Source organism: Ruegeria sp. H7 (assembly GCF_056532945.1).
This window is the reverse complement of sequence record NZ_JBQFNZ010000005.1, coordinates 1-21,271: the sequence shown is the minus strand read 5'-3', so window position 1 is coordinate 21,271 and position 21,271 is coordinate 1. Positions and strand designations below refer to the sequence as shown.

20 protein-coding genes are annotated in these 21,271 nt (G+C 60.2%); 9 read left to right on the top strand and 11 right to left on the bottom strand.

Features of this window, described 5'->3' with window-relative positions:
• The first annotated feature begins 5 nt into the window (after positions 1–5).
• The 4 genes from ACR0AC_RS12160 to ACR0AC_RS12145 all read left to right on the top strand — a co-directional run bounded on the left by ACR0AC_RS12160 (position 6) and on the right by ACR0AC_RS12145 (position 3,405).
• Entirely contained in the window at positions 6–893 is an 888-nt protein-coding gene (locus ACR0AC_RS12160; protein WP_170524658.1) for a LysR family transcriptional regulator, read from the top strand.
• Between the two features lie 139 nt (positions 894–1,032).
• The gene (locus tag ACR0AC_RS12155) at positions 1,033–1,701 is read left to right on the top strand and encodes a cupin domain-containing protein (protein WP_170453971.1); all 669 of its coding nucleotides are present in this window, start codon (positions 1,033–1,035) and stop codon (positions 1,699–1,701) included.
• Between the two features lie 15 nt (positions 1,702–1,716).
• Entirely contained in the window at positions 1,717–2,796 is a 1,080-nt protein-coding gene (locus tag ACR0AC_RS12150) for a flavin monoamine oxidase family protein (RefSeq protein ID WP_480626618.1), read from the top strand.
• 6 nt (positions 2,797–2,802) lie between these two features.
• The gene (locus ACR0AC_RS12145; protein WP_480873659.1) at positions 2,803–3,405 is read left to right on the top strand and encodes a TetR/AcrR family transcriptional regulator; all 603 of its coding nucleotides are present in this window, start codon (positions 2,803–2,805) and stop codon (positions 3,403–3,405) included.
• On the opposite strand, the gene ureG is transcribed toward ACR0AC_RS12145, so the two are convergent.
• The 10 genes from ureG to ACR0AC_RS12095 all read right to left on the bottom strand — a co-directional run bounded on the left by ureG (position 3,383) and on the right by ACR0AC_RS12095 (position 11,352).
• Complete coding sequence (gene ureG / locus ACR0AC_RS12140) at positions 3,383–4,012, bottom strand: urease accessory protein UreG (protein ID WP_480873656.1); 630 nt, start codon at positions 4,010–4,012, stop codon at positions 3,383–3,385. The two genes, ACR0AC_RS12145 and ureG, sit on opposite strands and share 23 nt — an antisense overlap.
• The gene (locus tag ACR0AC_RS12135; RefSeq protein WP_480873654.1) at positions 4,009–4,662 is read right to left on the bottom strand and encodes an urease accessory protein UreF; all 654 of its coding nucleotides are present in this window, start codon (positions 4,660–4,662) and stop codon (positions 4,009–4,011) included. Before ACR0AC_RS12135 ends, ureG begins: the two co-directional genes overlap by 4 nt.
• The gene (gene ureE, locus ACR0AC_RS12130) at positions 4,646–5,098 is read right to left on the bottom strand and encodes an urease accessory protein UreE (RefSeq protein ID WP_170453979.1); all 453 of its coding nucleotides are present in this window, start codon (positions 5,096–5,098) and stop codon (positions 4,646–4,648) included. Before ureE ends, ACR0AC_RS12135 begins: the two co-directional genes overlap by 17 nt.
• 17 nt (positions 5,099–5,115) lie before the next feature.
• The gene (gene ureC, locus ACR0AC_RS12125; RefSeq protein ID WP_480873650.1) at positions 5,116–6,876 is read right to left on the bottom strand and encodes an urease subunit alpha; all 1,761 of its coding nucleotides are present in this window, start codon (positions 6,874–6,876) and stop codon (positions 5,116–5,118) included.
• Positions 6,854–7,183 carry an urease subunit beta gene (locus tag ACR0AC_RS12120; RefSeq protein ID WP_170453983.1) on the bottom strand — a complete coding sequence of 110 codons (330 nt, stop codon included), beginning with the start codon at positions 7,181–7,183 and terminating at the stop codon, positions 6,854–6,856. Before ACR0AC_RS12120 ends, ureC begins: the two co-directional genes overlap by 23 nt.
• Positions 7,180–7,341: a hypothetical protein gene (locus tag ACR0AC_RS12115; RefSeq protein WP_480873646.1), complete on the bottom strand. Its 162-nt coding sequence runs from the start codon at positions 7,339–7,341 to the stop codon at positions 7,180–7,182. Before ACR0AC_RS12115 ends, ACR0AC_RS12120 begins: the two co-directional genes overlap by 4 nt.
• A gap of 18 nt (positions 7,342–7,359) precedes the next feature.
• On the bottom strand, positions 7,360–7,662 hold the full coding sequence (locus tag ACR0AC_RS12110) for an urease subunit gamma (protein ID WP_170524634.1): 303 nt from the start codon (positions 7,660–7,662) through the stop codon (positions 7,360–7,362).
• A gap of 1 nt (position 7,663) precedes the next feature.
• The gene (locus ACR0AC_RS12105) at positions 7,664–8,431 is read right to left on the bottom strand and encodes an urease accessory protein UreD (protein WP_480873645.1); all 768 of its coding nucleotides are present in this window, start codon (positions 8,429–8,431) and stop codon (positions 7,664–7,666) included.
• Positions 8,432–8,906: 475 nt separating this feature from the next.
• A complete protein-coding gene (locus ACR0AC_RS12100) occupies positions 8,907–9,974 on the bottom strand; it encodes a ParB/RepB/Spo0J family partition protein (RefSeq protein ID WP_480873643.1) in 1,068 nt (355 codons plus the stop codon).
• On the bottom strand, positions 9,967–11,352 hold the full coding sequence (locus ACR0AC_RS12095; RefSeq protein WP_480873639.1) for an AAA family ATPase: 1,386 nt from the start codon (positions 11,350–11,352) through the stop codon (positions 9,967–9,969). Before ACR0AC_RS12095 ends, ACR0AC_RS12100 begins: the two co-directional genes overlap by 8 nt.
• Before the next feature lie 580 nt (positions 11,353–11,932).
• On the opposite strand from ACR0AC_RS12095, the gene ACR0AC_RS12090 reads away from it, so the two are divergent.
• From ACR0AC_RS12090 to ACR0AC_RS12070, 5 genes are all read left to right on the top strand, one after another.
• On the top strand, positions 11,933–13,192 hold the full coding sequence (locus tag ACR0AC_RS12090) for a replication initiation protein (protein WP_170453993.1): 1,260 nt from the start codon (positions 11,933–11,935) through the stop codon (positions 13,190–13,192).
• A gap of 255 nt (positions 13,193–13,447) precedes the next feature.
• Positions 13,448–15,139 (top strand): thiamine pyrophosphate-binding protein, encoded by a 1,692-nt coding sequence (locus ACR0AC_RS12085; protein ID WP_170453995.1) that lies wholly within the window; start codon positions 13,448–13,450, stop codon positions 15,137–15,139.
• A gap of 77 nt (positions 15,140–15,216) precedes the next feature.
• Positions 15,217–17,394, top strand: a complete 2,178-nt coding sequence (locus ACR0AC_RS12080) for a Tex family protein (RefSeq protein WP_480873635.1) — start codon at positions 15,217–15,219, stop codon at positions 17,392–17,394.
• 155 nt (positions 17,395–17,549) lie between these two features.
• Positions 17,550–18,947, top strand: a complete 1,398-nt coding sequence (locus ACR0AC_RS12075; protein WP_480873633.1) for a bifunctional enoyl-CoA hydratase/phosphate acetyltransferase — start codon at positions 17,550–17,552, stop codon at positions 18,945–18,947.
• The gene (locus tag ACR0AC_RS12070; RefSeq protein ID WP_480873630.1) at positions 18,944–20,146 is read left to right on the top strand and encodes an acetate/propionate family kinase; all 1,203 of its coding nucleotides are present in this window, start codon (positions 18,944–18,946) and stop codon (positions 20,144–20,146) included. The genes ACR0AC_RS12075 and ACR0AC_RS12070 overlap by 4 nt, the downstream gene beginning before the upstream one ends.
• Here ACR0AC_RS12070 and ACR0AC_RS12065 read toward each other — a convergent pair.
• Positions 20,130–21,116 carry a helix-turn-helix domain-containing protein gene (locus ACR0AC_RS12065; protein ID WP_480873627.1) on the bottom strand — a complete coding sequence of 329 codons (987 nt, stop codon included), beginning with the start codon at positions 21,114–21,116 and terminating at the stop codon, positions 20,130–20,132. The two genes, ACR0AC_RS12070 and ACR0AC_RS12065, sit on opposite strands and share 17 nt — an antisense overlap.
• Positions 21,117–21,271 lie beyond the last annotated feature (155 nt).

Below are 21,271 nucleotides of genomic sequence, written 5' to 3'. Positions count from 1 at the left end.
AGACAATGGACACGATCATCGGAATGCGCACCTTTGTGGCCGTGGCCAGCCACAACTCGTTCACCGACGGTGCGCGGCAGGTTGGGATCAGCACCAAACTGGCCAGCAAATATGTCGGCCAGCTGGAACAGCGCCTGAACGCGCAACTGTTCCACCGCACCACCCGCAGCGTGACCCTGACCGACACCGGCAAAGCCTATTTCGAACGGTGCCTGCCTTTGTTGGAACAGTTTGAGGAGCTGGAGGGGCTGGTGCAGCAACGCCAGACCGAGCTGGCAGGCCGCATCCGTATCACGGCCCCGACCGGCTATGGGTCGGCGGAACTGGTCCATCTTCTGAAACCGTTTCAGGACGCACATCCGAATGTCGTGATCGAGCTGCACCTGTCCGATCACCACGTCTCATTGGTGGATGAAGGCTTTGACCTGGCCATCCGTTTCGGTGGGCTGAAGGATTCAACCCTGGTCGCGCGCAAACTGACAGATATGCGGATCGTCTGCTGCGCCGCGCCCGATTATCTGGCCCGGTTCGGCGCGCCGGATGTACCCGAGGATCTGTCAGAGCATAATTGCCTGCTGCAAACGACCGGCAATGTGATCGACAGCTGGGCGTTCAAAGGGCCGGACGGGGACATCATGGTGCCGGTATCCGGAAATTTCCGCGCCAATTCCCCGCGCGCAGTGGCCAATATGGCGGCGGACGGGCTGGGTATCGGTCGCGTCCCACTTTATACTGCCCGGCCCTTTCTGGCGGACGGGCGGTTGCAGCTTATCCTTGAGGCGCAGGAGACCGCAGTCTTGGGCCTCTATGCCACCTACCCGCCCAACCGGCACCTGACGGCCCGCATTCGGGCTTTGATCGATCATCTGGCGGCAGCCCTCGCGCACGGGTGATCTGAGATCAATCCCACAGGTTTTTGAAGTCGGAAGTGAGTATTTGGAACTGATACTTGAAATTTCCCTACCTAGTAGTAGGTAGTTTATCTCAAACATATCCCACAGCCGTGGTCCGTCCAAAAAAGGGAAAACCGTTATGGAACTGAACTCAGATTTCTCTGCCCGCGTTGTCGTTCATTCTGATCGATTGGACTGGCAGCCTTCGCCGATGAAAGGCGTTGATCGCCGTATGCTGGACCGGATAGGCGGAGAAGTGGCACGTGCCACGACAATCGTGCGCTACGCCCCCGGCAGTTCGTTCTCGGCCCATACCCATACGGGCGGAGAGGAATTCATCGTGCTGGACGGCGTGTTTCAGGATGAACATGGCGACTTCCCGGCAGGGACCTATGTGCGCAACCCGCCGACCTCATCCCACACGCCCGGCTCTGCCCCCGGCTGCACGATCTTCGTCAAACTCTGGCAATTCGATATGGATGACCGCACGCAGTTTCGCAAAACCATGGCGGATGAGCTTGGAACGCCCGTCAACGGTGTGGCAACCGCAACCCTGCATGAAGACGCGCGCGAAGTTGTCACATATAGTCGTCTTGATCCGGGCGCTGAATTGATCTCGGACGCCAGCGGCGGGCACGAGATCCTGGTGATCGATGGACAAATCACAGCGGGTGGGGACCAATTGGCCAAAAACGCCTGGTTGCGTTTGCCCGAAGGTGAAACCCTGTCGGCGGTTGCTGGGCCAGACGGCGCGAAGGTCTGGATGAAAACCGGGCATTTGCCCTTTGCCCAACCTCCTGCAGTGTGATCGGGGGCCGAGACCGTGAGGCGCAACCTTACGCTGGACACCCAGACACTGATCATCGGCGCAGGTTTGTCAGGTCTCAGCCTTGCCGCGCAACTGGCGCGGCAAGGGCAGGATTTTGTACTGGTCGAGGGGCGCGACCGTCTGGGGGGCCGTATCCTGACCCACCACAACGGCAGCGCGGGGTTTGATCTTGGCCCCGCGTGGTTCTGGCCGGGGCAGCCCCGGATCGCAGCGCTGATCGCGCGGTTGGGGTTGGCCGCGTTCGAACAGTATTCCGCGGGCGAGTTGACCTATGAGGACGAGCAGGGCCGCGTCCTGCGCGGGCACGGGTTTTCGTCGATGCAGGGGTCTTTGCGGGTGGACCGAGGGTTTGGCGCCCTGATCGATGGCTTGGCGAAGCAGGTTGATCCCGACCGCATATATCTCGCGACCCCAATCCAGGCATTGCAGCGCACCGATGATGGTGTGATCGCCACCAGCCGGAACGGTCTGACCTTCCGCGCGAGGCATGTTGTTCTGGCCCTGCCCCCTCGGGTCGCGATGCGCATGTCTTTCACGCCAGCCCTGCCAGAAGCCGCCACAAATGCAATGGCAGCCGCCCCCACGTGGATGGCCGGTCAAGCCAAGGCCCTTGCGATCTATGACACGCCGTTTTGGCGCAAGGCCGGGCTGTCGGGTGATGCCATGAGCCGCCGGGGCCCGATGGTCGAGGTCCACGATGCCTCGCCCGCTGAAACCGGCCCTTATGCGGTGTTCGGCTTCATTGGAACGCCGCCGCAGGCGCGCACAGATCAACAGCGCCTGCGCCAGATGATAACGGAACAACTGACCCGCTTGTTCGGGGCTGAGGCCGCGCAGCCGTTGGATGTGCAAATCAAAGACTGGTCCGCCGACCCGTTTACCGCCGTGGAAGAGGATCAACACCCGCTGTTCAGCCACCCCTCCTATGGCCTGCCCCGCACGCTGGACCGAATTTGGGACAACCGTCTGATCTTTGCCGGAACCGAAGTGGCCCCGCAGTTTGGCGGCTATCTGGAAGGCGCATTGGAAGCGGCGGACCATGTTGCCGCGCGGCTTTTGCAGGAAAAGGTTTGAGACACTATGAGACCAGACACCAAAACCGCCCTTCTGGATGTCGCCGAACACGCCGCCCGCGCGCGCGGTTTCGATGGGTTCAGCTATGCCGATCTGGCCGTTGCGGTCGGTATCCGCAAGGCGTCGATCCACTATCACTTTCCGACCAAAGCCGCCCTCTCGGTGGCCTTGATGGACCGCTATCACGCAACCTTGCAAGGCGAATGCGACCGGATCGACGAAACCTGCCCCACCGCCGCGCAACGTCTGCTGTCCGTTATCGCGTTGTATCGGGATGCGTTGAACGATGGCAAAACGCTCTGCCTGTGTGTCGCGCTGATCAGCAGCCGTGAAAGCCTGTCAGACGAGGTCATCCAGAAAATCAACGACTTCCGCGCCATGATGGTGGCCCGTCTGACAGGAATCTTTGAGCTTGCGCAGACGGATAACAGCATCCGCAATTTCGACCGCCCCCCGGCCGAGGCCCGCGCGACCCTTGCCTTGCTGGAAGGCGCGCATTTGACAGCCCGCGCGGAAAGCAACGTCGCGCCCTTTGATCTGGCGGTAGAGTTATTGCAGGCCCGCTGTCCGCACGACGGTCAGACCATCACGCCGCGTCCGGTGCCCTGAGCCCGCCGATCGAGGTCAGAAGTTCTACGATCGCGCCAATTCCTTCCCTTCGCCGCAATGACGAGAACACAAACGGGCGGCCATTACGCATTCTGGTCGCGTCGCGTTCCATTACCTCAAGCGACGCGCCCACATGCGGGGCCAGATCGGTTTTGTTGATGATCAGAACGTCCGATTTCGTGATCGCTGGCCCACCTTTGCGCGGGATCTCCTCACCCGCCGCCACGTCGATCACGTAAAGCGTCACATCCGCCAGTTCAGGGCTGAAGGTCGCCGACAGGTTGTCGCCTCCGCTTTCGATCAGCACAAGTTCAACATCCGGGTGGCGCGTTTGCATCTCGGCCACGGCTGCCAGATTGATCGAAGCATCCTCGCGGATCGCAGTGTGGGGACAACCGCCTGTTTCCACGCCGATAATCCGGTCCTGTGGCAGGATTTGCATCCGCATCAGGGCCTCGGCGTCCTCCTGCGTGTAGATGTCATTAGTGATCACACCAACCGAATGCGTATCGCGCAACGTCTCGGACAAGGCGGCTGTCAGCGTTGTCTTTCCAGCCCCAACCGGGCCGCCAATCCCAACCCGCAAAGGGCCATTCATCTGGGTCATGTTCGGAACACCCTTGAATATTGGGTCTCATGTTTCATTGACGCGATATCGGACAGAAACGCGGTCGAGCTAAGCGCTTCGAGCCCTAGATCCTGCGCTTCGGTCGCCAGTCCGGAGCATAGCGGTGTCAGGTCACGGATCAGCCGTTGCGCCTCGGTCTGGCCCAGCGGAACCAGCCGCGTGGCACATGCCACAAGGTTCGACATGAAGGATTGCACGAACATCTGTGTGGTCAGGAGCAGAGGCAGACCATGCAAACGCGCGGCACGTCCGACCGCAGCCGGATAGGTCAGGTCGGCCAGATCCACCTTCCAAACCTGTGCAGTGACACCACAGAACGCCTCACCCAAAAGCTGCGTTTCCATCAACCGCTCGGACGAGGCGCAGAAGGCGCGTGCCGTTGCGTCGATCTCGGTCAGTTCCTTCTTCGAATTGGCATTATAAGCCGCCACAAGAAACAAAGCGTCATTCCGGCCCGAGCCATGGTTCAGCACATCCGAAATCCACGCGCCCGCGCTGTTGGCATCCTTCACGGCCCCGCTATCGATGGCCCATTCCAGCCCGTGCGAATAGGCGAACCCGCCCACCGGATAGGCGGGTGACAGCCACTGGTTCAGCGTCAGGATATCGGCGTCAGTGGGCGTGGCCATGGGTCCTGCCGTGCCCGTAAGCCCCGCCTTCCGGGGTGAAGGGTTCCACAACCTCGCGCGTGGTGGCACCCAGTTTGTCCAGCATGTCCCGGATCACATGATCGCGCTGGATCAGCAAACGGCCCGGTTCGATCTGGCAGGGCGTGTGGCGGTTGCCGATATGCCAGGCCAGGCGCAGCAGGTTGTCTCCGCTGACTTCCAGCAGATCTTCGGGCGCGGCCACCACTTCGATCTCGCGCCCATCTTCCAGAACAAGAACGCCGCCGTGATCCAGCGACAGCGTCTGCGCCAGATCGACCAGAAACGCCTCACCATCATCGGTGGCCAGCATCTTGCGGCGCAGGAACCGGCCGTCATAGTCCAGCGAAACCTGCGCATGGGCAGGGGCATGGGTGTGATCGTGATAGATGCGGGCGGTTTTTATATCGGGTGTCATCGGGGCCTCTTCCAATCTCAGAACATGAAATAGCGTTGCGCCATCGGTAAAACCTCGGCCGGTTGGCAGGTCAGCAATTCGCCATCTGCGCGGACCTCATAGGTTTCGGGATCGACCTCGATATGCGGGGTTGCATCGTTCAGCAACAGGTCCCGCTTGCCGATGTTTCGCGTGTTTCGCACGGCAACCGTTTGCTTGGCCAAACCAAGCGCGTCACCAATCCCGTCGGCCTGTGCCGCTGCCGAGACAAAGGTGATCGCCGAATGCTCGACCGAGCGGCCATAGGCCCCGAACATCGGACGGCTATAGACCGGCTGCGGCGTCGGGATCGAGGCGTTCGGGTCCCCCATCTGTGCACAGGCGATGGTGCCGCCCAGCAAGACCATCTCGGGCTTTACCCCGAAAAACGCTGGGTTCCACAGCACCAGATCGGCGCGTTTGCCTTCTTCGATGCTGCCAATTTCATGGCTCAGGCCATGCGCGATGGCCGGGTTGATGGTGTATTTCGCAATGTAGCGACGAACGCGCAGGTTGTCGTTGTCGCCGGTTTCCTCGGGCAGGCGTCCGCGTTGCTTCTTCATCTTGTCGGCGGTCTGCCAGGTGCGGATCAACACCTCCCCCACCCGGCCCATGGCCTGGCTGTCGGACGCAATGATGCTGAACGCGCCCATGTCGTGCAGGATGTCCTCGGCAGCAATGGTCTCGCGTCGGATGCGGCTTTCGGCAAAGGCCACGTCCTCGGGGATGGATTTGTCGAGGTGGTGGCAGACCATCAACATATCCAGATGCTCTTCGACCGTGTTCACCGTGAAGGGCCGCGTCGGGTTGGTGGATGAGGGTAGAACGTGATTCTCGCCGCAGATCTTGATGATGTCCGGCGCATGGCCGCCACCCGCGCCTTCGGTGTGGAAGGCGTGAATCGTCCGGCCTTTCATCGCAGCCACCGTGTTTTCCACGAAACCGGATTCGTTCAGCGTATCGGTGTGGATCATCACCTGCACGTCCATCGCATCCGCCACAGACAGGCAGCAATCGATGGCGGCGGGCGTTGTCCCCCAATCTTCGTGCAGTTTCAACGCGCAGGCCCCGCCCTTGACCTGTTCCTCAAGCGCGTCGGGCAGCGAGGCGTTGCCCTTGCCCGCAAAGGCCAGGTTCATCGGAAAGGCGTCCGCCGCCTGCAACATCCGCCCGATATGCCAGGGGCCGGGGGTGCATGTGGTGGCCAAAGTGCCATGGGCCGGGCCGGTGCCGCCGCCCAACATGGTCGTCAGACCGGAATGCAGCGCGTCCTCGATTTGTTGCGGACAGATGAAATGGATATGGCTGTCGAAACCACCGGCGGTCAGAATGCGCCCTTCGCCCGCAATAGCCTCGGTCCCCGGTCCGATGACGATGTCGACACCGGGCTGCGTATCCGGGTTTCCGGCCTTACCGATCTTCGCAATGCGCCCGTCTTTCAGGCCCACATCCGCCTTGTATATGCCCGAGTGATCGACGATCAGCGCGTTGGTGATGACCGTATCCACGGCCCCCTCGGCCCGCGTGACCTGAGACTGCCCCATCCCGTCGCGGATCACCTTTCCGCCACCAAACTTGACCTCTTCGCCATAGACCGCGTCGCGATGCCCGGTTTCGGTGAACCGGGCCGCTGTCGCGCGATCCACGATCAGGTCCTTTTCAACCTCGATAATCAGATCGGTATCGGCCAGACGCACCCTGTCGCCCACCGTTGGCCCGAACATGGCGGCATAATCACTACGGCTGATCTTGCCCGGCATCTCTCAAAGCCCCCATGATATGCATGTTGAAACCGTAGATGTGCCGACGCCCCTCGTACGGAACCAGCATGACCTCGCGCGTTTGCCCCGGCTCGAACCGCACGGCTGTCCCGGCCGGAATATCAAGCCGCATCCCCAATGCGGCATAGCGATCAAAATCAAGTGCCGAGTTCGCCTCGGCAAAGTGATAATGGCTGCCAACCTGAACCGGGCGATCACCCGTATTTGCAACCGCAATCAAACGACTGCTGCGCCCGGCATTGAGCGTCAGCGACCCCTTCGCCGGAATGACCTCACCCGGGATCATTTGGGCAGTTTGGATATCAGAGTGATGGCGACCAGCGCGATCAGGGCCAGCCCAACACCCAACGTGACGTAATCGCCGCCATGAGCGTGAATATGGGTGTCCGAGTGGGCCAGCGCCGGGCCGGACAAGACAAGGGCGGGAAACAGCATGCGGTTCATTTGGACCTCCTGTATGGGTTAGCGAATAGGGTTGTGGACGGTCACAAGCTTGGTTCCGTCCGGGAACGTGGCCTCGACCTGTACGTCGTGGATCATCTCGGGCACGCCCTCCATGCATTGATCGCGTGTGATGACTTCGGCCCCGGCCTGCATCATGTCAGCGACCGAGCGCCCATCCCGCGCGCCTTCGACCACCGCATCGGTGATCAGGGCGATCGCCTCGGGGTGGTTCAGCTTGACGCCCCGCGCCAAACGCTTACGGGCGACCTCGGCTGCCATGGCGATCAACAGTTTGTCTTTTTCACGCGGGGTCAGATTCATGTCACAGCATCCAGCATCGTGGGAGAGTTTCGGAATTCAGTCGTCGCAGGACCGGCAGCAAAATGCGGCGCAACGCGAACCCGCTGGGCGCCAGTATCCGAACCACCATCAGGTCCTCGCGGATAAGGCTGGCACCTCCGGTGTCCGGCAGTATTTCCCGCACTGCTTGCAGATGACCGCCTGCCGAGGCAGAGGCCAGAATGACCAACGCCATAGCCCCTGCCCCGCCACCAATGTCGGGCCTACCAAGATGCGCATTCAAATCTCCTTCAAACCGGATCGCATCCAGAAACAATGGCTGATTGCCGAGGCGGAGTTCGATGTGGTCCCACAAGCGTATGTCGCCGAGGGTTTCGCCCATGGCCTGCCGCCCGAAGATCAGTGGCTCGACCACCAGCGCCTGCGCGCCGGGATCGAGATCGACGATCAGACGCCGGTGCAGAGCGCTGTTGTCATACAAGATCGTCTCTTGTGGCAGCCAGTTCAAACGCGCGCGCCTGCCCACCTTGATCGTGTTTCTGACGGTACCAACTTGTCCGGGCTGCGCCTCATAAACCCGCTCACACGCCTGGGTTGTCAAAGTCACCGTCGTGTCAGGGGCTATCTGCCCGGCAAAGCGGAACTGGTCGCCGCCGGTGATCCCACCGGCCGTGTTGAGCAAAACGGCCTCCAGGCCCAGGTCCTGCGCGCGCGGGAACAGGCATTTGAACGAGCCTGACTGCTGGAACCCGTCGATGACTGTTTTGCGGCCGAGTGCCTTGCTGGACAAAAAGACCCTGCCCTCGGCGCGGGGCGGATTGGCCAAATTGGGGGACGATATCGGGATGGTCTGGGTGATGGGAACGGCTCATGCTTCAAGGCTGCGGGAAATTTGTCGCCGCCTGTTGCAGTGAACTCTATGAACTGCGACCTGGTCCTGCCGATTCTCCTGTCTAACTGCTTAAATCCTGGGCGAATTGACGCCATTCGCCCAGTTTTTGCTCAGGTTTGTGTCGACGACCTTATTGATTGGTCGCGTCCATTGTCAGCGCAACACACCCCGCGCCTTCCAGCTTTTTGCTTCGCGACAGTCTTTGAGTTGAATTTTCGCCTGCTTTAGGGGTGCATTCTCAAACAATGACGCGATGCACATAATGCTCTTTTTCTAACATTAATGCGCACAACTTGAAGCCTTCAATGAAGGGCCTAAACCAAGTTGGAACTAGTCGCCTAGATTGCCCCTCAGTTTCGTTGCGAAACCGAGGTCAGAGCATGTGCTCTGCAATCTGCTCGACGATGCGCGCCGCATCATCTGCAGACAGGTTGCGCCCGCGAATGCGAAGGCGCATTTCGCCTGCCGAGACCTCTGCCTGAATTTCGCCACCACCCAGAAGACTGACCGGTGCCAAACGCTCAACCTGTTGCGGCCGCCCGCCACGCGTTTTGTCTCTGGACGGTTCGGGCGCGTCCCTGAGCGCATTTTCCAGCAAGGACCATTCCGCCTTGGCATCCAGAACATCTGCACCTGCCAGGGCCTGCCGCAGTTTGGCTTGTGCCCCGTCCCGCAATGCGGCCGCGAGCTTCAGACCAGCCTTCTCGGTCAAGGCGATGGGATGCTGCAGCAAATCCCCCAGCGCCTCGTGAACACTGGCAAAGCTGCGCACCTTGGAACGTTTGGCCTTGGACGCCGCTGCAAACAAGACGTCCACTGCGGCTTCGGTGGAGTCGAAAACCCCCTGCCCTGCGGCCAGAACAGCGATCCGACCGCGCTCATACGGGCTCAGGTTGGCGCGCAGCTCGTTCTCTTCGACCATCGAAACATAGGCACCCTGCCCTGTCTCGGCGTTGCGCACAAAGGCCGGGATCGCCGCAAATCTCGGATCGGTTTTGGCCAGACGCCGGAAGGCATCCAGGCGTCTAAACCCGGAAATAAGGCCATACCCCTCACCGTCCGGTGTAACCTCGATCGGTGTGCGAAGGCCGTGGACGCGCAAGGACTCCAGCAACTCGGCCATTGCCTCTTCATCCTCGACCATGCGGTCCCGTCGGATGTAGTCGGCATCAATATCGTCCAGGGCCAGCTTTTGCGCCACCAGACCAGCGTCTTTTGCGTCGCGCCAGGCGGCGGCATCTGTTTGGTCCTGCGCCAATGCGACCCTGTCCGTCACCGCAGCCATCCCGTTCAAAGACGCAGCCTCGGCCGCAACCTGTGCAATCGGCGGTGCCGGGGATTTTGTATCAAACGGGCTGATCGAAGGTTTCGCGACGAAACCAGCCTCGAGCTGTTCCAGTTCCGCCGTGTCCGGGGCGGTCAGTCTTCTGCGTTTAGCCATCTGCCTCTCCTCCCATCTGAGCATCGCGCCACCAGCACCCGATCAGAACCTCTTTGAATTCCGCATAGGTCCGGTCAAAGGTCTCGCGGCCTCGCACATAGGTGTCGCGGTTGAAATCGCGGTAATCCGCTTCGTATATCCCGTTCACTTGCTCCCCCGCCTGCCCGACCAAAGCGGTATAATCCTGACGATAGGCATTCATGAAATCCCCGAAATAAGCCTGTATGACGTTTGCCATGTCGGTCTGCTGACTGGCGTCAAAGCGCGTGATGATTGCCCGGACTACATCCCATTCGAACTTAAGTTCCGGTAAACCTGCCGCCCGTTGCGCGGCATTCTCGCCATCTTCGATGCTGGCAAAAGTCGTATACAGCATGTCGAAGAACCGGCCCGTCGAATCAAACTCCAGGAATGACGCCCCAAGGGGCACCAACAGAATATCCGCCGCAGCCAACGCGTTGATCGTTAGGTACCCAAGTGCAGGAGGGGTATCGAGGAATACGATGTCGTAATCATTCAGAACGCCTTCGTCCTGCAGGAAGTTCGTCAACCCATCCCAAAGAGGCCAGCTGCGCAGGCCCATGCGCCAGACGGGAATCTGGAACTCGGCCCAATACAGGTTCAGCTGCGCGCCGATCAGATCGATATTGGGCCAGTGCGTCTGTTGAATGACATCGCGGGGCAGGGTGGTCAGGGCCTCTTGTAGCGTTTCGTCCAAGGGGATTTCGGGTTGACCCGCCGCGCTGCGAACCCTGTTTTCCTCTTGCACGGCGCGCGCATAGTCTTTGGCGATCAATGGAAAAACCGTTTGCCACTCATCCGCGACGCTACCACCAAGGATCGAGGTCATGGACCCCTGGCTGTCCAAATCAATCACGAGAACCTTGTAGCCGTCCAGCGCGGCGGACATTGCCAGATGAGCGGCGGTCGAGGTCTTTCCAACACCACCCTTGAAGTTGGCGACGGCGACAACCTTTGCCGGAAGGCCCTCCGGACGATAAGGCAGATATTCCTTTGTGCTGACGCCTTCAGCAGCGAAATGCTGGCGCAGGGTCAGAACCTCTTCCAAAGTGAACCATTTGGATCCGGCCTCACCCTCACCCTGGGGCAGGTCGGGATTGGCCTTCAGAACCCGTCTCAGATGGGCGGGGGCGACTGGAATAAGATACTTGGTGATTTCCCAAATGGAAAACCGCCGCAGCCGTTTCTCTCCGTCAGGGGCATAGCCACGGCGGGCAAGGTCTTCTCGTCCCTTGGCGCAGAATGTGGCCGCTTTTGCGAATCGAGATGTCCCGATAGGATCAGGCAACTTGGTTGCCGCGACCTCTGGATCAAGATTCAAATAGGGCGGCACGGGAGGTTGGTTGGATTTGTTCACTGTCGATGCCTCGGATAATGTTCGCCTTACCAGCGTATATTCCAAAATGTAGCGAACATTTTGTCTGGCGGCTATCCTTGATTGCGTTTTTTTCCACAGAAATACATCAATTGACCGAGTTTCGTCGCGAAACCAATTCTTAAAACAGAAAAAGGCGCAACAAAGAGTTTATTCTATTTAGAAGTTTTAGATTCTTTGGGCCCAAAACTACTAATAATAACAATGAGATGAATGTACTACCGGACCTCAATACGGTACGAAAGGAACCCGTTTTCAGGACAATAGGTTCCTGTTTGCAGGACGAAAAGCGCCAGAATCCGGGAAGAGGGGGCCCGATTCGCGGTATTCGAAAAAACAGGCGAAATCAGAGCCTAATCCTGCCCCTCGGAACAGGTTGACGAGTCGTTTTGACCGGCATCCAGTCTTCGCCGAGTCCCTGCCTTGGGGATAACTCTCGGTGCAGAGTCATTAGGTACCTGTCTACGGGATTCCTTTCATCCTGTATTTGGGCACCCAAAGAAGATTGATCATTGGGTACCTTTCATGGCACAAATATCAAAACGAGCAGTCAGGCAGAATCATGCCGGATACATTATTGGACATGGATACCCTCTCTGGTGCGCTACGCCGGGAGACGGTGAAAAAGAATGTCGCCGCGATTCATATCAGCGGCAAGCTAACGCTGTTGCAGCGCAAGCTGTCCAATGTGCTGTTGCTGAATGCCTATGATGCGCTCACCTCAGCCCCCACCCATACGATCGATGCCAGAACCCTGGCCATGATGGTCGGTTACAATTCCAATGACTTCGATACGCTGCGCGCCAGCCTGCGCGCTTTGGCTGAAACCGTAGCCGAGTGGGATATGCTGGATGAACAGGGCCGTCAGGAATGGGGCGTCTCGTCCTTGCTGAGTTTTGCCAAGCTGAAGAACGGGGTGTGCGAATATGCCTATTCCCCGGCGTTGGCGCAGAAGCTTTATGACCCCAAGATCTATGCCCTCATCAATGTGCAGATTCAGAGGAATTTCAGCTCAGGCCATGGCCTGGCATTGTATGAGAATTGCTATCGCTTCGTCAGAACGGGCTCGACAGGGTGGTGGGCGCTGGACGTGTTCCGCAAGTTGATGGGCGTGGATGGCAGCGACTATTACAGCAGCTTCAAGCATCTGAACGCCAAGATCATCAAACCGGCGGTGGCCGAGGTGAACAAAAGCTCGGACATTCTGATTGAACCGGAATTCAAGAAGAAGGGTCGCACCGTCACGGACATCCGATTCCGTATCAAGGGCAATCCACAGAAAGCGATGTTCGAGATTGATGACAGCGACGGCGTTCGCAACCTGCCGATCTACAAGACGATGCGCGATCAGGGGGTCTCGGACAGGTTGGCGCGGCAATGGATTGCTGAACATGGGGAAGACTATGTGCGGCAAAAGCTGGACTATGTAAGCGGGCAGGGGGGCGTGAAATCAACGCTGGGCTACCTATCGGCTGCGCTGCGCGATGATTACCAGCCACCCGATCCGGACACGAAACCAGAGCCAAGCCCTGAGGCTCTGGCCGCGGCGGAACAGCGTCAGGAAGAACGGGCTGAGGAAGATCGCGCCTATGCCGCGCGGGTGGCTGAGCGATCCGAAAGGGCGCGAAAACTCTCGATCGTCGAGGAGCTGGTTTCGCGGCGAAACCCCACGCAGAGAGATGCCGACAAGCGTTTGTTTCTGGCCGGCCTGGACAATGACCTGGACCGAGAGCATTTCCGCGCACATGGGTGGCGTTCTGGTCTGAACGCGGCGGCAATCTTTGCCTTTTGGCAGGACCTGGAGCCAGAGGCGTTTGAGTAAATCGCCTGCATCCGGTTTGCCTGTCCAACACACCCGCCCAATGTAGCGCGCAAAAATCCGAAATAATGATTATTAAAAACCAAATAGCTCTAAGTCCTTTTGGTCCTTAGGACGAAACCCTCGCGCGCAATACGGACCCAAATATCAAAACCGCAAAATCAGGAATTTCCCCGTTTGCGTATGCCGCGCCCTTAGGTCAAGTTGCCCGTCAGAGACTGCGCAATGCCGCAGACAGGTTCGAAGGACAGATCCGAGATGACGCAACGAAATGGCGGTGTGGTACTGGTTGAATGCCTGCAGGGGCTTGGGGCGCGGCACAGTTTTGGCGTTCCCGGTGAAAGCTATCTGGCAGTTCTGGATGCGCTGCATGACACAAGCAGCACAAGGCGGGATACAAACGGCGCGCTGGATTTCACCTTATGCCGGAATGAAGGTGGTGCTGCGTTCATGGCTTCGGCTTACGGCAAGCTGACCGGTCAGCCCGGTATCTGCTTTGTGACCCGAGGACCGGGCGCGACCAATGCTTCAATTGGCGTGCACACGGCGATGCAGGACAGCGCCCCGATGATCCTGTTCGTAGGGCAGGTCGGGACGGACATGAAAGGGCGCGAGGCGTTTCAGGAGATCGACTATCGCGCCTATTTCGGCACTGTCGCCAAATGGGTAACCGAGATTGAGGCGGTGGACCGCATCCCCGAGATCATCGCCCGCGCCTGGACCACCGCAATATCAGGCCGCCCCGGCCCAGTGGTTGTCGCCTTGCCCGAGGATATGCTGACCGAAGTAACAGACGTCCCCGCGTTGACGGGCCCTGCGCCGGTTCACGAACCCGGCCCAACGCCCGACGCGATTGCGGCGGTTGTGTCCAAACTCTCGACCGCAAAACGCCCGCTGATCCTGATTGGTGGTGGTGGCTGGCGGGCCGAGGGCAGCACGGCTTTGCAGCGATTTGCCGAAGCCGCCGATATTCCGGTGATCGCCGCCTTCCGGTTTCAGGACATCCTGGACAACCACTCGCCCAGCTATGTGGGTGACGCCGGGACCGGCATGACACCGGCGACCCGAGCACAGATCCAGGGCGCGGATGTGATTCTGGCCATTGGCGTGCGGTTCGGAGAGATGACAACTGATGGCTACACCTTGCTGAACGTGCCCAAACCGGATCAGACGCTGATCCATGTGCACGCCTCGGACCGCGAGATTGGAAAGGTCTACATTGCTGACCTAGGTGTCCAATCCGGCCCGAATGCCTTTGCTCAGGCCATGTCGCAACAGGTTGTGCAAGGCAGCTGGGCGGACTGGCGGGCCAGAGCCCGCGCGGATTATGAGGCATTTTTCGATCTGCCCGACCTGCCCAGCCCCGTGGATATGGGTAAGGTCTCGGCCTATCTGCGCGACCGTCTGCCCGAGGATGCGATCCTGACCAATGGTGCCGGCAACTTTACCGTTTGGCCGAACAAGTTCTTCAAGTACGGCCCGAACCAGCGGCTGCTGGCTCCGCAATCCGGGGCGATGGGCTATGGGCTTCCGGCTGCCGTTGCCGCCAAGGTCGCGCATCCGGACCGGACTGTTGTCTGTTTTGCCGGGGATGGTGATTTTCAGATGAACTGTCAGGAGCTTGGAACCGCCATGCAGGCCGGGGCCCAGCCCATCGTATTGATCCTGAACAATGGCACATACGGCACCATTCGGATGCATCAGGAAAAAGCCTATCCCGCTCGCGTCTCGGGCACGACGCTGGAGAACCCGGATTTCGCAGCACTTGCAAGGTCTTACGGTTACCATGCTGAGCGGGTTGAGCGGACCGAGGAGTTCAAGGCCGCGTTCGAACGGGCGCTGGCGTCGGACAGCGGGGCGGTTTTGGATCTGAACATCTCAGCCGAAGCGCTGACTCCGCGCCAGACCCTCAGCCAGATGCGCGAGGCAGCACAGAAGGCGGGCTCCTGATAAAAGTTTCGGGGCCTCTTTCCCTTGTGGGACGGGCTGTCTAAGAAGTGCGTCCAACTTGATTTCAGGAGGCCCCATTGGACCGTATCGCCCGCACCATCGCCACCGAGATTCAAGCCCGCCCCGAACAGGTGAATGCAGCGGTCAAACTGTTGGATGACGGGGCGACGGTGCCGTTTGTGGCGCGGTATCGGAAAGAGGCGACGGGCGGGCTGGATGACGGTCAGCTGCGCACCTTGTCCGACCGCCTGACCTATTTGCGCGAGCTTGAGGCGCGGCGTGACACGATTCTGAAATCGATCAAGGATCAGGGCAAGCTGAGCGACGATCTGGCCAAATCCATCGCACAGTCCGATACAAAAGCGCAGCTTGAAGACATCTATCTGCCCTATAAACCCAAACGCCGCACCAAGGCGATGATCGCCCGCGAAAACGGGTTGGAGCCTCTGGCCGATGCGATCCTTGCGGATCGGTTCGCTGATCCCGAGGCGCTGGCAAACGGGTATTTTACTGACGCCGTGCCTACGCCGCGCGACGCGCTAAACGGGGCGCGGGATATTCTGACCGAACGGCTGACCGAAAACGCCGCCCTTTTGGGCGAGTTACGCAGTTTCATGCAGCGCGAGGCGTATCTGAGTGCCAAGGTCATTGAGGGCAAGGAAAAGGAAGGCGCCAAGTTCAGCGACTATTTCGACCATTCCGAGTTGTGGGCCGACGTCCCCTCGCACCGGGCGCTGGCGATGCTGCGGGCCTCGAAAGAGGGGATCGTAACGCTGGACATCGCGCCGGAGCCGGAATTTGGTGCAGGGCGGGCCGAGACGATTGTGGCCGCCCATTTGCAGACGCGCGGCGATGGGCCGGGCGACAAGTGGCTGCGCAAAGTGGCGGGCTGGACCTGGCGGGTCAAGCTGTCGCTGAGCATGATGGTCGAGCTGATGGCCGACCTGCGCAGCCGGGCGCAGGACGAGGCTATTCAGGTCTTTTCCCGCAACCTCAAGGATGTGTTGTTTGCCGCCCCCGCAGGCGCGCGGCCTACATTGGGGCTGGATCCGGGTATCCGGACCGGGGTGAAGGCGGCTGTGGTGGATGCAACGGGTAAGGTTGTGGCGACAGACACGCTCTATCCGTTTCAGCCCAAGAACGATTTGCGCGGGGCGCAGGCGGCGATCCTGAACCTGATCTCGGCCCATCAGATCGAACTGATTGCCATCGGCAATGGCACTGCCAGCCGCGAAACCGAACGGATGGTGGCCGACGCGATCAGCCTGTTGCCCAAGAGCGTGAAAGCACCCACCAAGGTTGTGGTGTCCGAGGCCGGGGCCTCGGTCTATTCCGCCTCGGAACTGGCGGCGCGCGAGTTTCCCGATCTGGACGTCTCGCTGCGCGGAGCGGTGTCGATTGCCCGCCGGTTGCAGGACCCGCTGGCCGAACTGGTGAAGATCGAACCGAAATCCATCGGCGTGGGGCAATACCAGCACGACGTGGATCAGCACCGCCTGTCCCAGTCGCTGGCAACCGTGATCGAGGATGTGGTGAACGCGGTGGGGGTTGATCTGAACACCGCCTCGGCCCCGCTGCTGTCGCATGTGTCGGGTCTGGGTCCGGCGCAGGCCGAGGCCATCGTCAGCCACCGGGACATCAATGGACCATTTCGGTCGCGCAAGGATCTGCTGGACGTCGCCCGCCTTGGCCCCCGCGCCTTTGAACAATGCGCCGGGTTCCTGCGGATCCGGGACGGGGCTGAGCCGCTGGACGCCTCCTCGGTTCACCCCGAGGCGTATGACGTCGCGCGCCGTGTGGTCGCCGCCTGTGGCCGGGACATCCGGCAGATCATGGGGCATGAGGGTGCCCTGAAACGCCTGCGGGCGGAACAGTTTGTGGATGACAGGTTCGGCCTGCCCACCGTGCGCGATATTTTTGCCGAATTGGAAAAACCCGGCCGCGACCCGCGACCCAGTTTCGTCACGGCCTCGTTCACGGACGGGGTGGAAGAGATCACCGACCTGAAACCCGGCATGATGCTGGAAGGCACCGTCACCAACGTCGCGGCCTTCGGGGCGTTTGTCGATATCGGCGTGCATCAGGACGGGCTGGTCCATGTCAGCCAACTGGCGGACCGTTTCGTCAAGGACCCGCATGAGGTGGTCAAGACCGGTCAGGTCGTCAAAGTGCGCGTGGTCGAAGTGGATGTGCCGCGCAAACGCATCGGCCTGACCATGCGCAAGAAGGGCGGCGACACGCGGCGCAGGGCGTGAACAAAGGGCAGACACGTCGCAAATTCGTTAAGCAGCCAATGATACGCTGCCGGCGACCGGGCTGCATCCGGCTGGACTTGGTTGACACAATGCAAGACGCTCGGGTCGGATTGTTTGGAAATGGGCGGCCTTGGGGTCGTAGGTGACTGAAAAACATGCAATATCACAACAAACCATACGATCAGCTCAAAGTCGGCGACAGCGCCGAAATCACGCGTAGCTGTTCGGTCGATGATTTCTATGTCTTCGCCAACAACTCGGGCAATCACAACCCGCTGCATCTGGCGCATGAAGATGGTGACGGCGACAATGAGCCCGAGGCGCTGGCCCCGGCGATCTTTGTCGGCGCACTGGTCTCGGCGGTGCTGGGCAACGTTCTGCCGGGCGCTGGCACCTTGTATAAATCCCAGAGTTTCGAGTTTGTCGCGCAAGCCTATGCGGGTGACGAATTGACTTCGAAAGTCACCGTTCTGGAAAAGCGCGACAACCGCGAGGTTGTGTTTGACACCAGCGTCACGCGGGCATCGGATGGGGCCGTGATCCTGCGCGGTCAGGCCGTCGTGATTGCGCCGGAAAAACAGATGACCTTTGCCGAGGTTGATCTGCCCGGCCTGGTGGTCAAACGTCATCGCCATTTTGACGCCCTTCTGGAACGGGTGCGCCCATTGGACCCGATGCCAACCGCAATTGTCGCCCCGGAAGAGGCGAACTCATTGGGAGGGGCCCTGCTGGCGGCGCGTGAGACCATTATTCAACCGATCCTGATCGGTGATTCGGATAAAATCTACGCCGCCGCGCGTGAGATCGGTCAATCGCTGGATGCGTTCGAGATTCTGCCGGTGATGGATCACCTTGGCGCGGCACACACCGCCGTTGATCTGGTTGCCGAAGGGCGGGCGCAGGCCGTGATGAAAGGGCATTTGCACACGGATGAGCTGCTTAAGGCAGCATTGCGCCGGGATCAGGGGCTGCGGACCGGTCGGCGCTTTACCCATGTCTTTGTCATGGATGTGCCCGGCCAGCCGCGGCCTTTACTTGTGACCGATGCGGCGATCAACATTGAACCGGATCTTGAGACCAAGATCGACATCACCCAGAACGCCATCGATCTGGCGATGTCGCTGGGCATCGAACAGCCCCGCGCCGGGGTGTTGTCGGCTATTGAGACGGTGAACCCGGCGATCCGGTCTTCGGTCGATGCGGCACTTCTGTCCAAGATGGCCGAGCGTGGCCAGATCAAAGGCGGCTTGGTCGATGGGCCGCTGGCGATGGACAATGCGGTCAGCCTTGCCGCCGCACGCACCAAGGGCATCGTGTCCGAGGTTGCGGGCCGCACCGATATTCTGGTCGTGCCCAATCTGGATGCGGGCAACATGATGGCCAAGCAACTGACCTATATCGCCAATGCCGAAGGGGCAGGGGTGGTCATGGGGGCCAAAGTGCCGATCATCCTGACCAGCCGTGCGGATGACGACAAGGCGCGGCTTGCGTCTTGCGCAGTGGCGGCGCTGCATCAGGCGCGCATCTCAGCAGTTGGGAAGGGGCGGGCATGACCCATGTTGTGACGCTGAATGCCGGGTCATCGTCGCTGAAGTTCGGGTTCTACGAACTTGCCCCCGGCGACCCGGTCGAGAAATGCACCGGCACCGTCGAGCGCATCGGCGAGGCGAGCGTCTCGGTCACGGCAAAATCGGCCAGCGGCAGGGCGCTGGCCAATGGCAGCCCGGGCGAGACGCCGGACCATGCAGCAGCGCTGGATTGGGTTCTGGGCTTTCTCAGCCGAACCTATCCGTCCGCGCAGGTGTCGGCGGTCGGGCACCGTGTCGTCCATGGTGGCCCGGATATCGACACGCCCTTGCCATTGACCGCAGACTCGATCGCGGCGCTGGACAAACTCTCGCCCTTCGCGCCGCTGCACCAGCCGCATAACCTGGCCGGGGTGCGGGCGGCGATGGAACGGTTTCCCGACGCGGCGCAGATCGCCTGTTTCGACACCGCCTTTCACCGCAACCACCCGTGGGAGAATGACGTCTTCGCCCTGCCGCGCGAGTATTATGACAAAGGTGTACGTCGCTACGGGTTTCACGGCCTCAGCTATGACTACATCTCGGGCCATATGGCGGATACCGCGCCATTGCTGCATGAAGGCCGGGTCGTTGTCGCGCATCTGGGCAACGGGGCATCAATGTGCGCGATGATCGGCGGGCGCTCAGTCGGATCGACCATGGGGTTCTCGGCCTTGGACGGGCTGCCGATGGGCACCCGCTGCGGTCAGCTTGATCCCGGTGTCGTGCTGTACCTGATGGAGCAAGAGGGGCTGAGCGCCACAGAAATCTCGGATCTGCTGTTCCGAAAATCCGGCCTGCTGGGCCTGTCGGGTCTGTCCAATGATATGCGCACGCTGGAAAAGGCCGACACCCATGAAAGCCGACAGGCGATCAGCTATTTCACCTTCCGTCTGCGGCGCGAACTTGGTGCGATGGCGGCGGTTCTGGGCGGTATCGATGCGCTGGTCTTCACCGGTGGCATCGGTGAAAACTCACGCCTTGTGCGCGACCGGGTCTGTACCGGGATGGGCTGGCTGGGGATCGAGCTTGATCCCGACGCAAATGCAGACAACAACCGGATCATCTCGACCAACCTGTCCCGCGTGGTGACAATGGTGGTCCCCACGAATGAGGAACTGGTCATCGCCCGCGCCGCCGCCGATCTGCTGGCAGGTTCGGATGTCCCAGCTAGAGGCAGCCACTAAAGCGCTGGCTGCGGATCGCGTCCGGGGTCAGGCGATAGCGGTCGCGAAACGACCGGGTCAGCGTTGTGACCGACGAAAACCCGGTCGCCGCCGAAATCTCGCGCTGTGACAGATCGGTGTGGCGCAGCAATTCATGCGCCCTTTCCAACCGCAAGGCCTTGTAGGTCGACAACAGTTTGGTTCCGGTTTTTTCCAGAAACCGCCGCTGCAACTGTCGGGTCGAGGTTCCCAGAATGCGCGAAATATCGGGGATTTTCAGCGGGTCCTCGATATGCGCCAGCATGGCATCAACGGCGTGCAAAACCATCGGGTCCGCGCCGGATCTTTGGATCAACCGTGTGGCCAAAGTGCTTTTGTGCTGCGCTTCCGGCTCGGTCAGGCCGATATACGCGCGCAGCGTGTCCGCGATATAGGCCCCGTGATCCAGTGAGGCCAGATCAGCCAGCAACCGCAACGCACCAAGCCGGGTCGAGGCGCTATGCGTGCGCCCCTCAGCCGTCAGGTGCCTGTCACCACCACAGATGCACAGCCCGCTTTCCTGTGCGGCGGCGGCGAAGTTCGGGTGCACCGCAACGGATTTCTTGTGCGTACGCCCGATTTCGGCCAGCAACAACACGGCGCTTCCAACAAAGATGGTGCGTGGGGCCAGGCTGATCACCTGCGCGGTCCATGCTCTTTCCATGGGGGACAAGGTCCAGTGATTTTCCAGATCCCCCCAGAAGATCGCGGTCCGCCCGTGCCAGAAGATCGGGTTCCCCGGTTTTTCCTGTGCAATCTGGCGGATGTTTACCTGATAGGAATAGTCTTCGGAAAACGCGTTAAGGGCCTGGAAGAATTCCGCAATCATTCCGGTTGATGCGGCTGCAATATCGGTTGCCACAAACACGTCAACGTCGCGCTGCTTTTGGGGCTGCGGCGACACTGATCCAGCCAGTTCCAGGCACGCATCGGTAGGGACGTAATGTTTCATTGCGATGCCTTTCTACAAGTGGAACGTACCATTACTAAATGCTCGGGGCGGTTCGTGGATGACCCCCCCCGCCTTTTTGTGGCGGGGGGTTTTGTTTGTGTTGTTATTCAGCTGCGTCTTTGTATGCGTCCATTGGGGGGCATGTGCAGACGAGG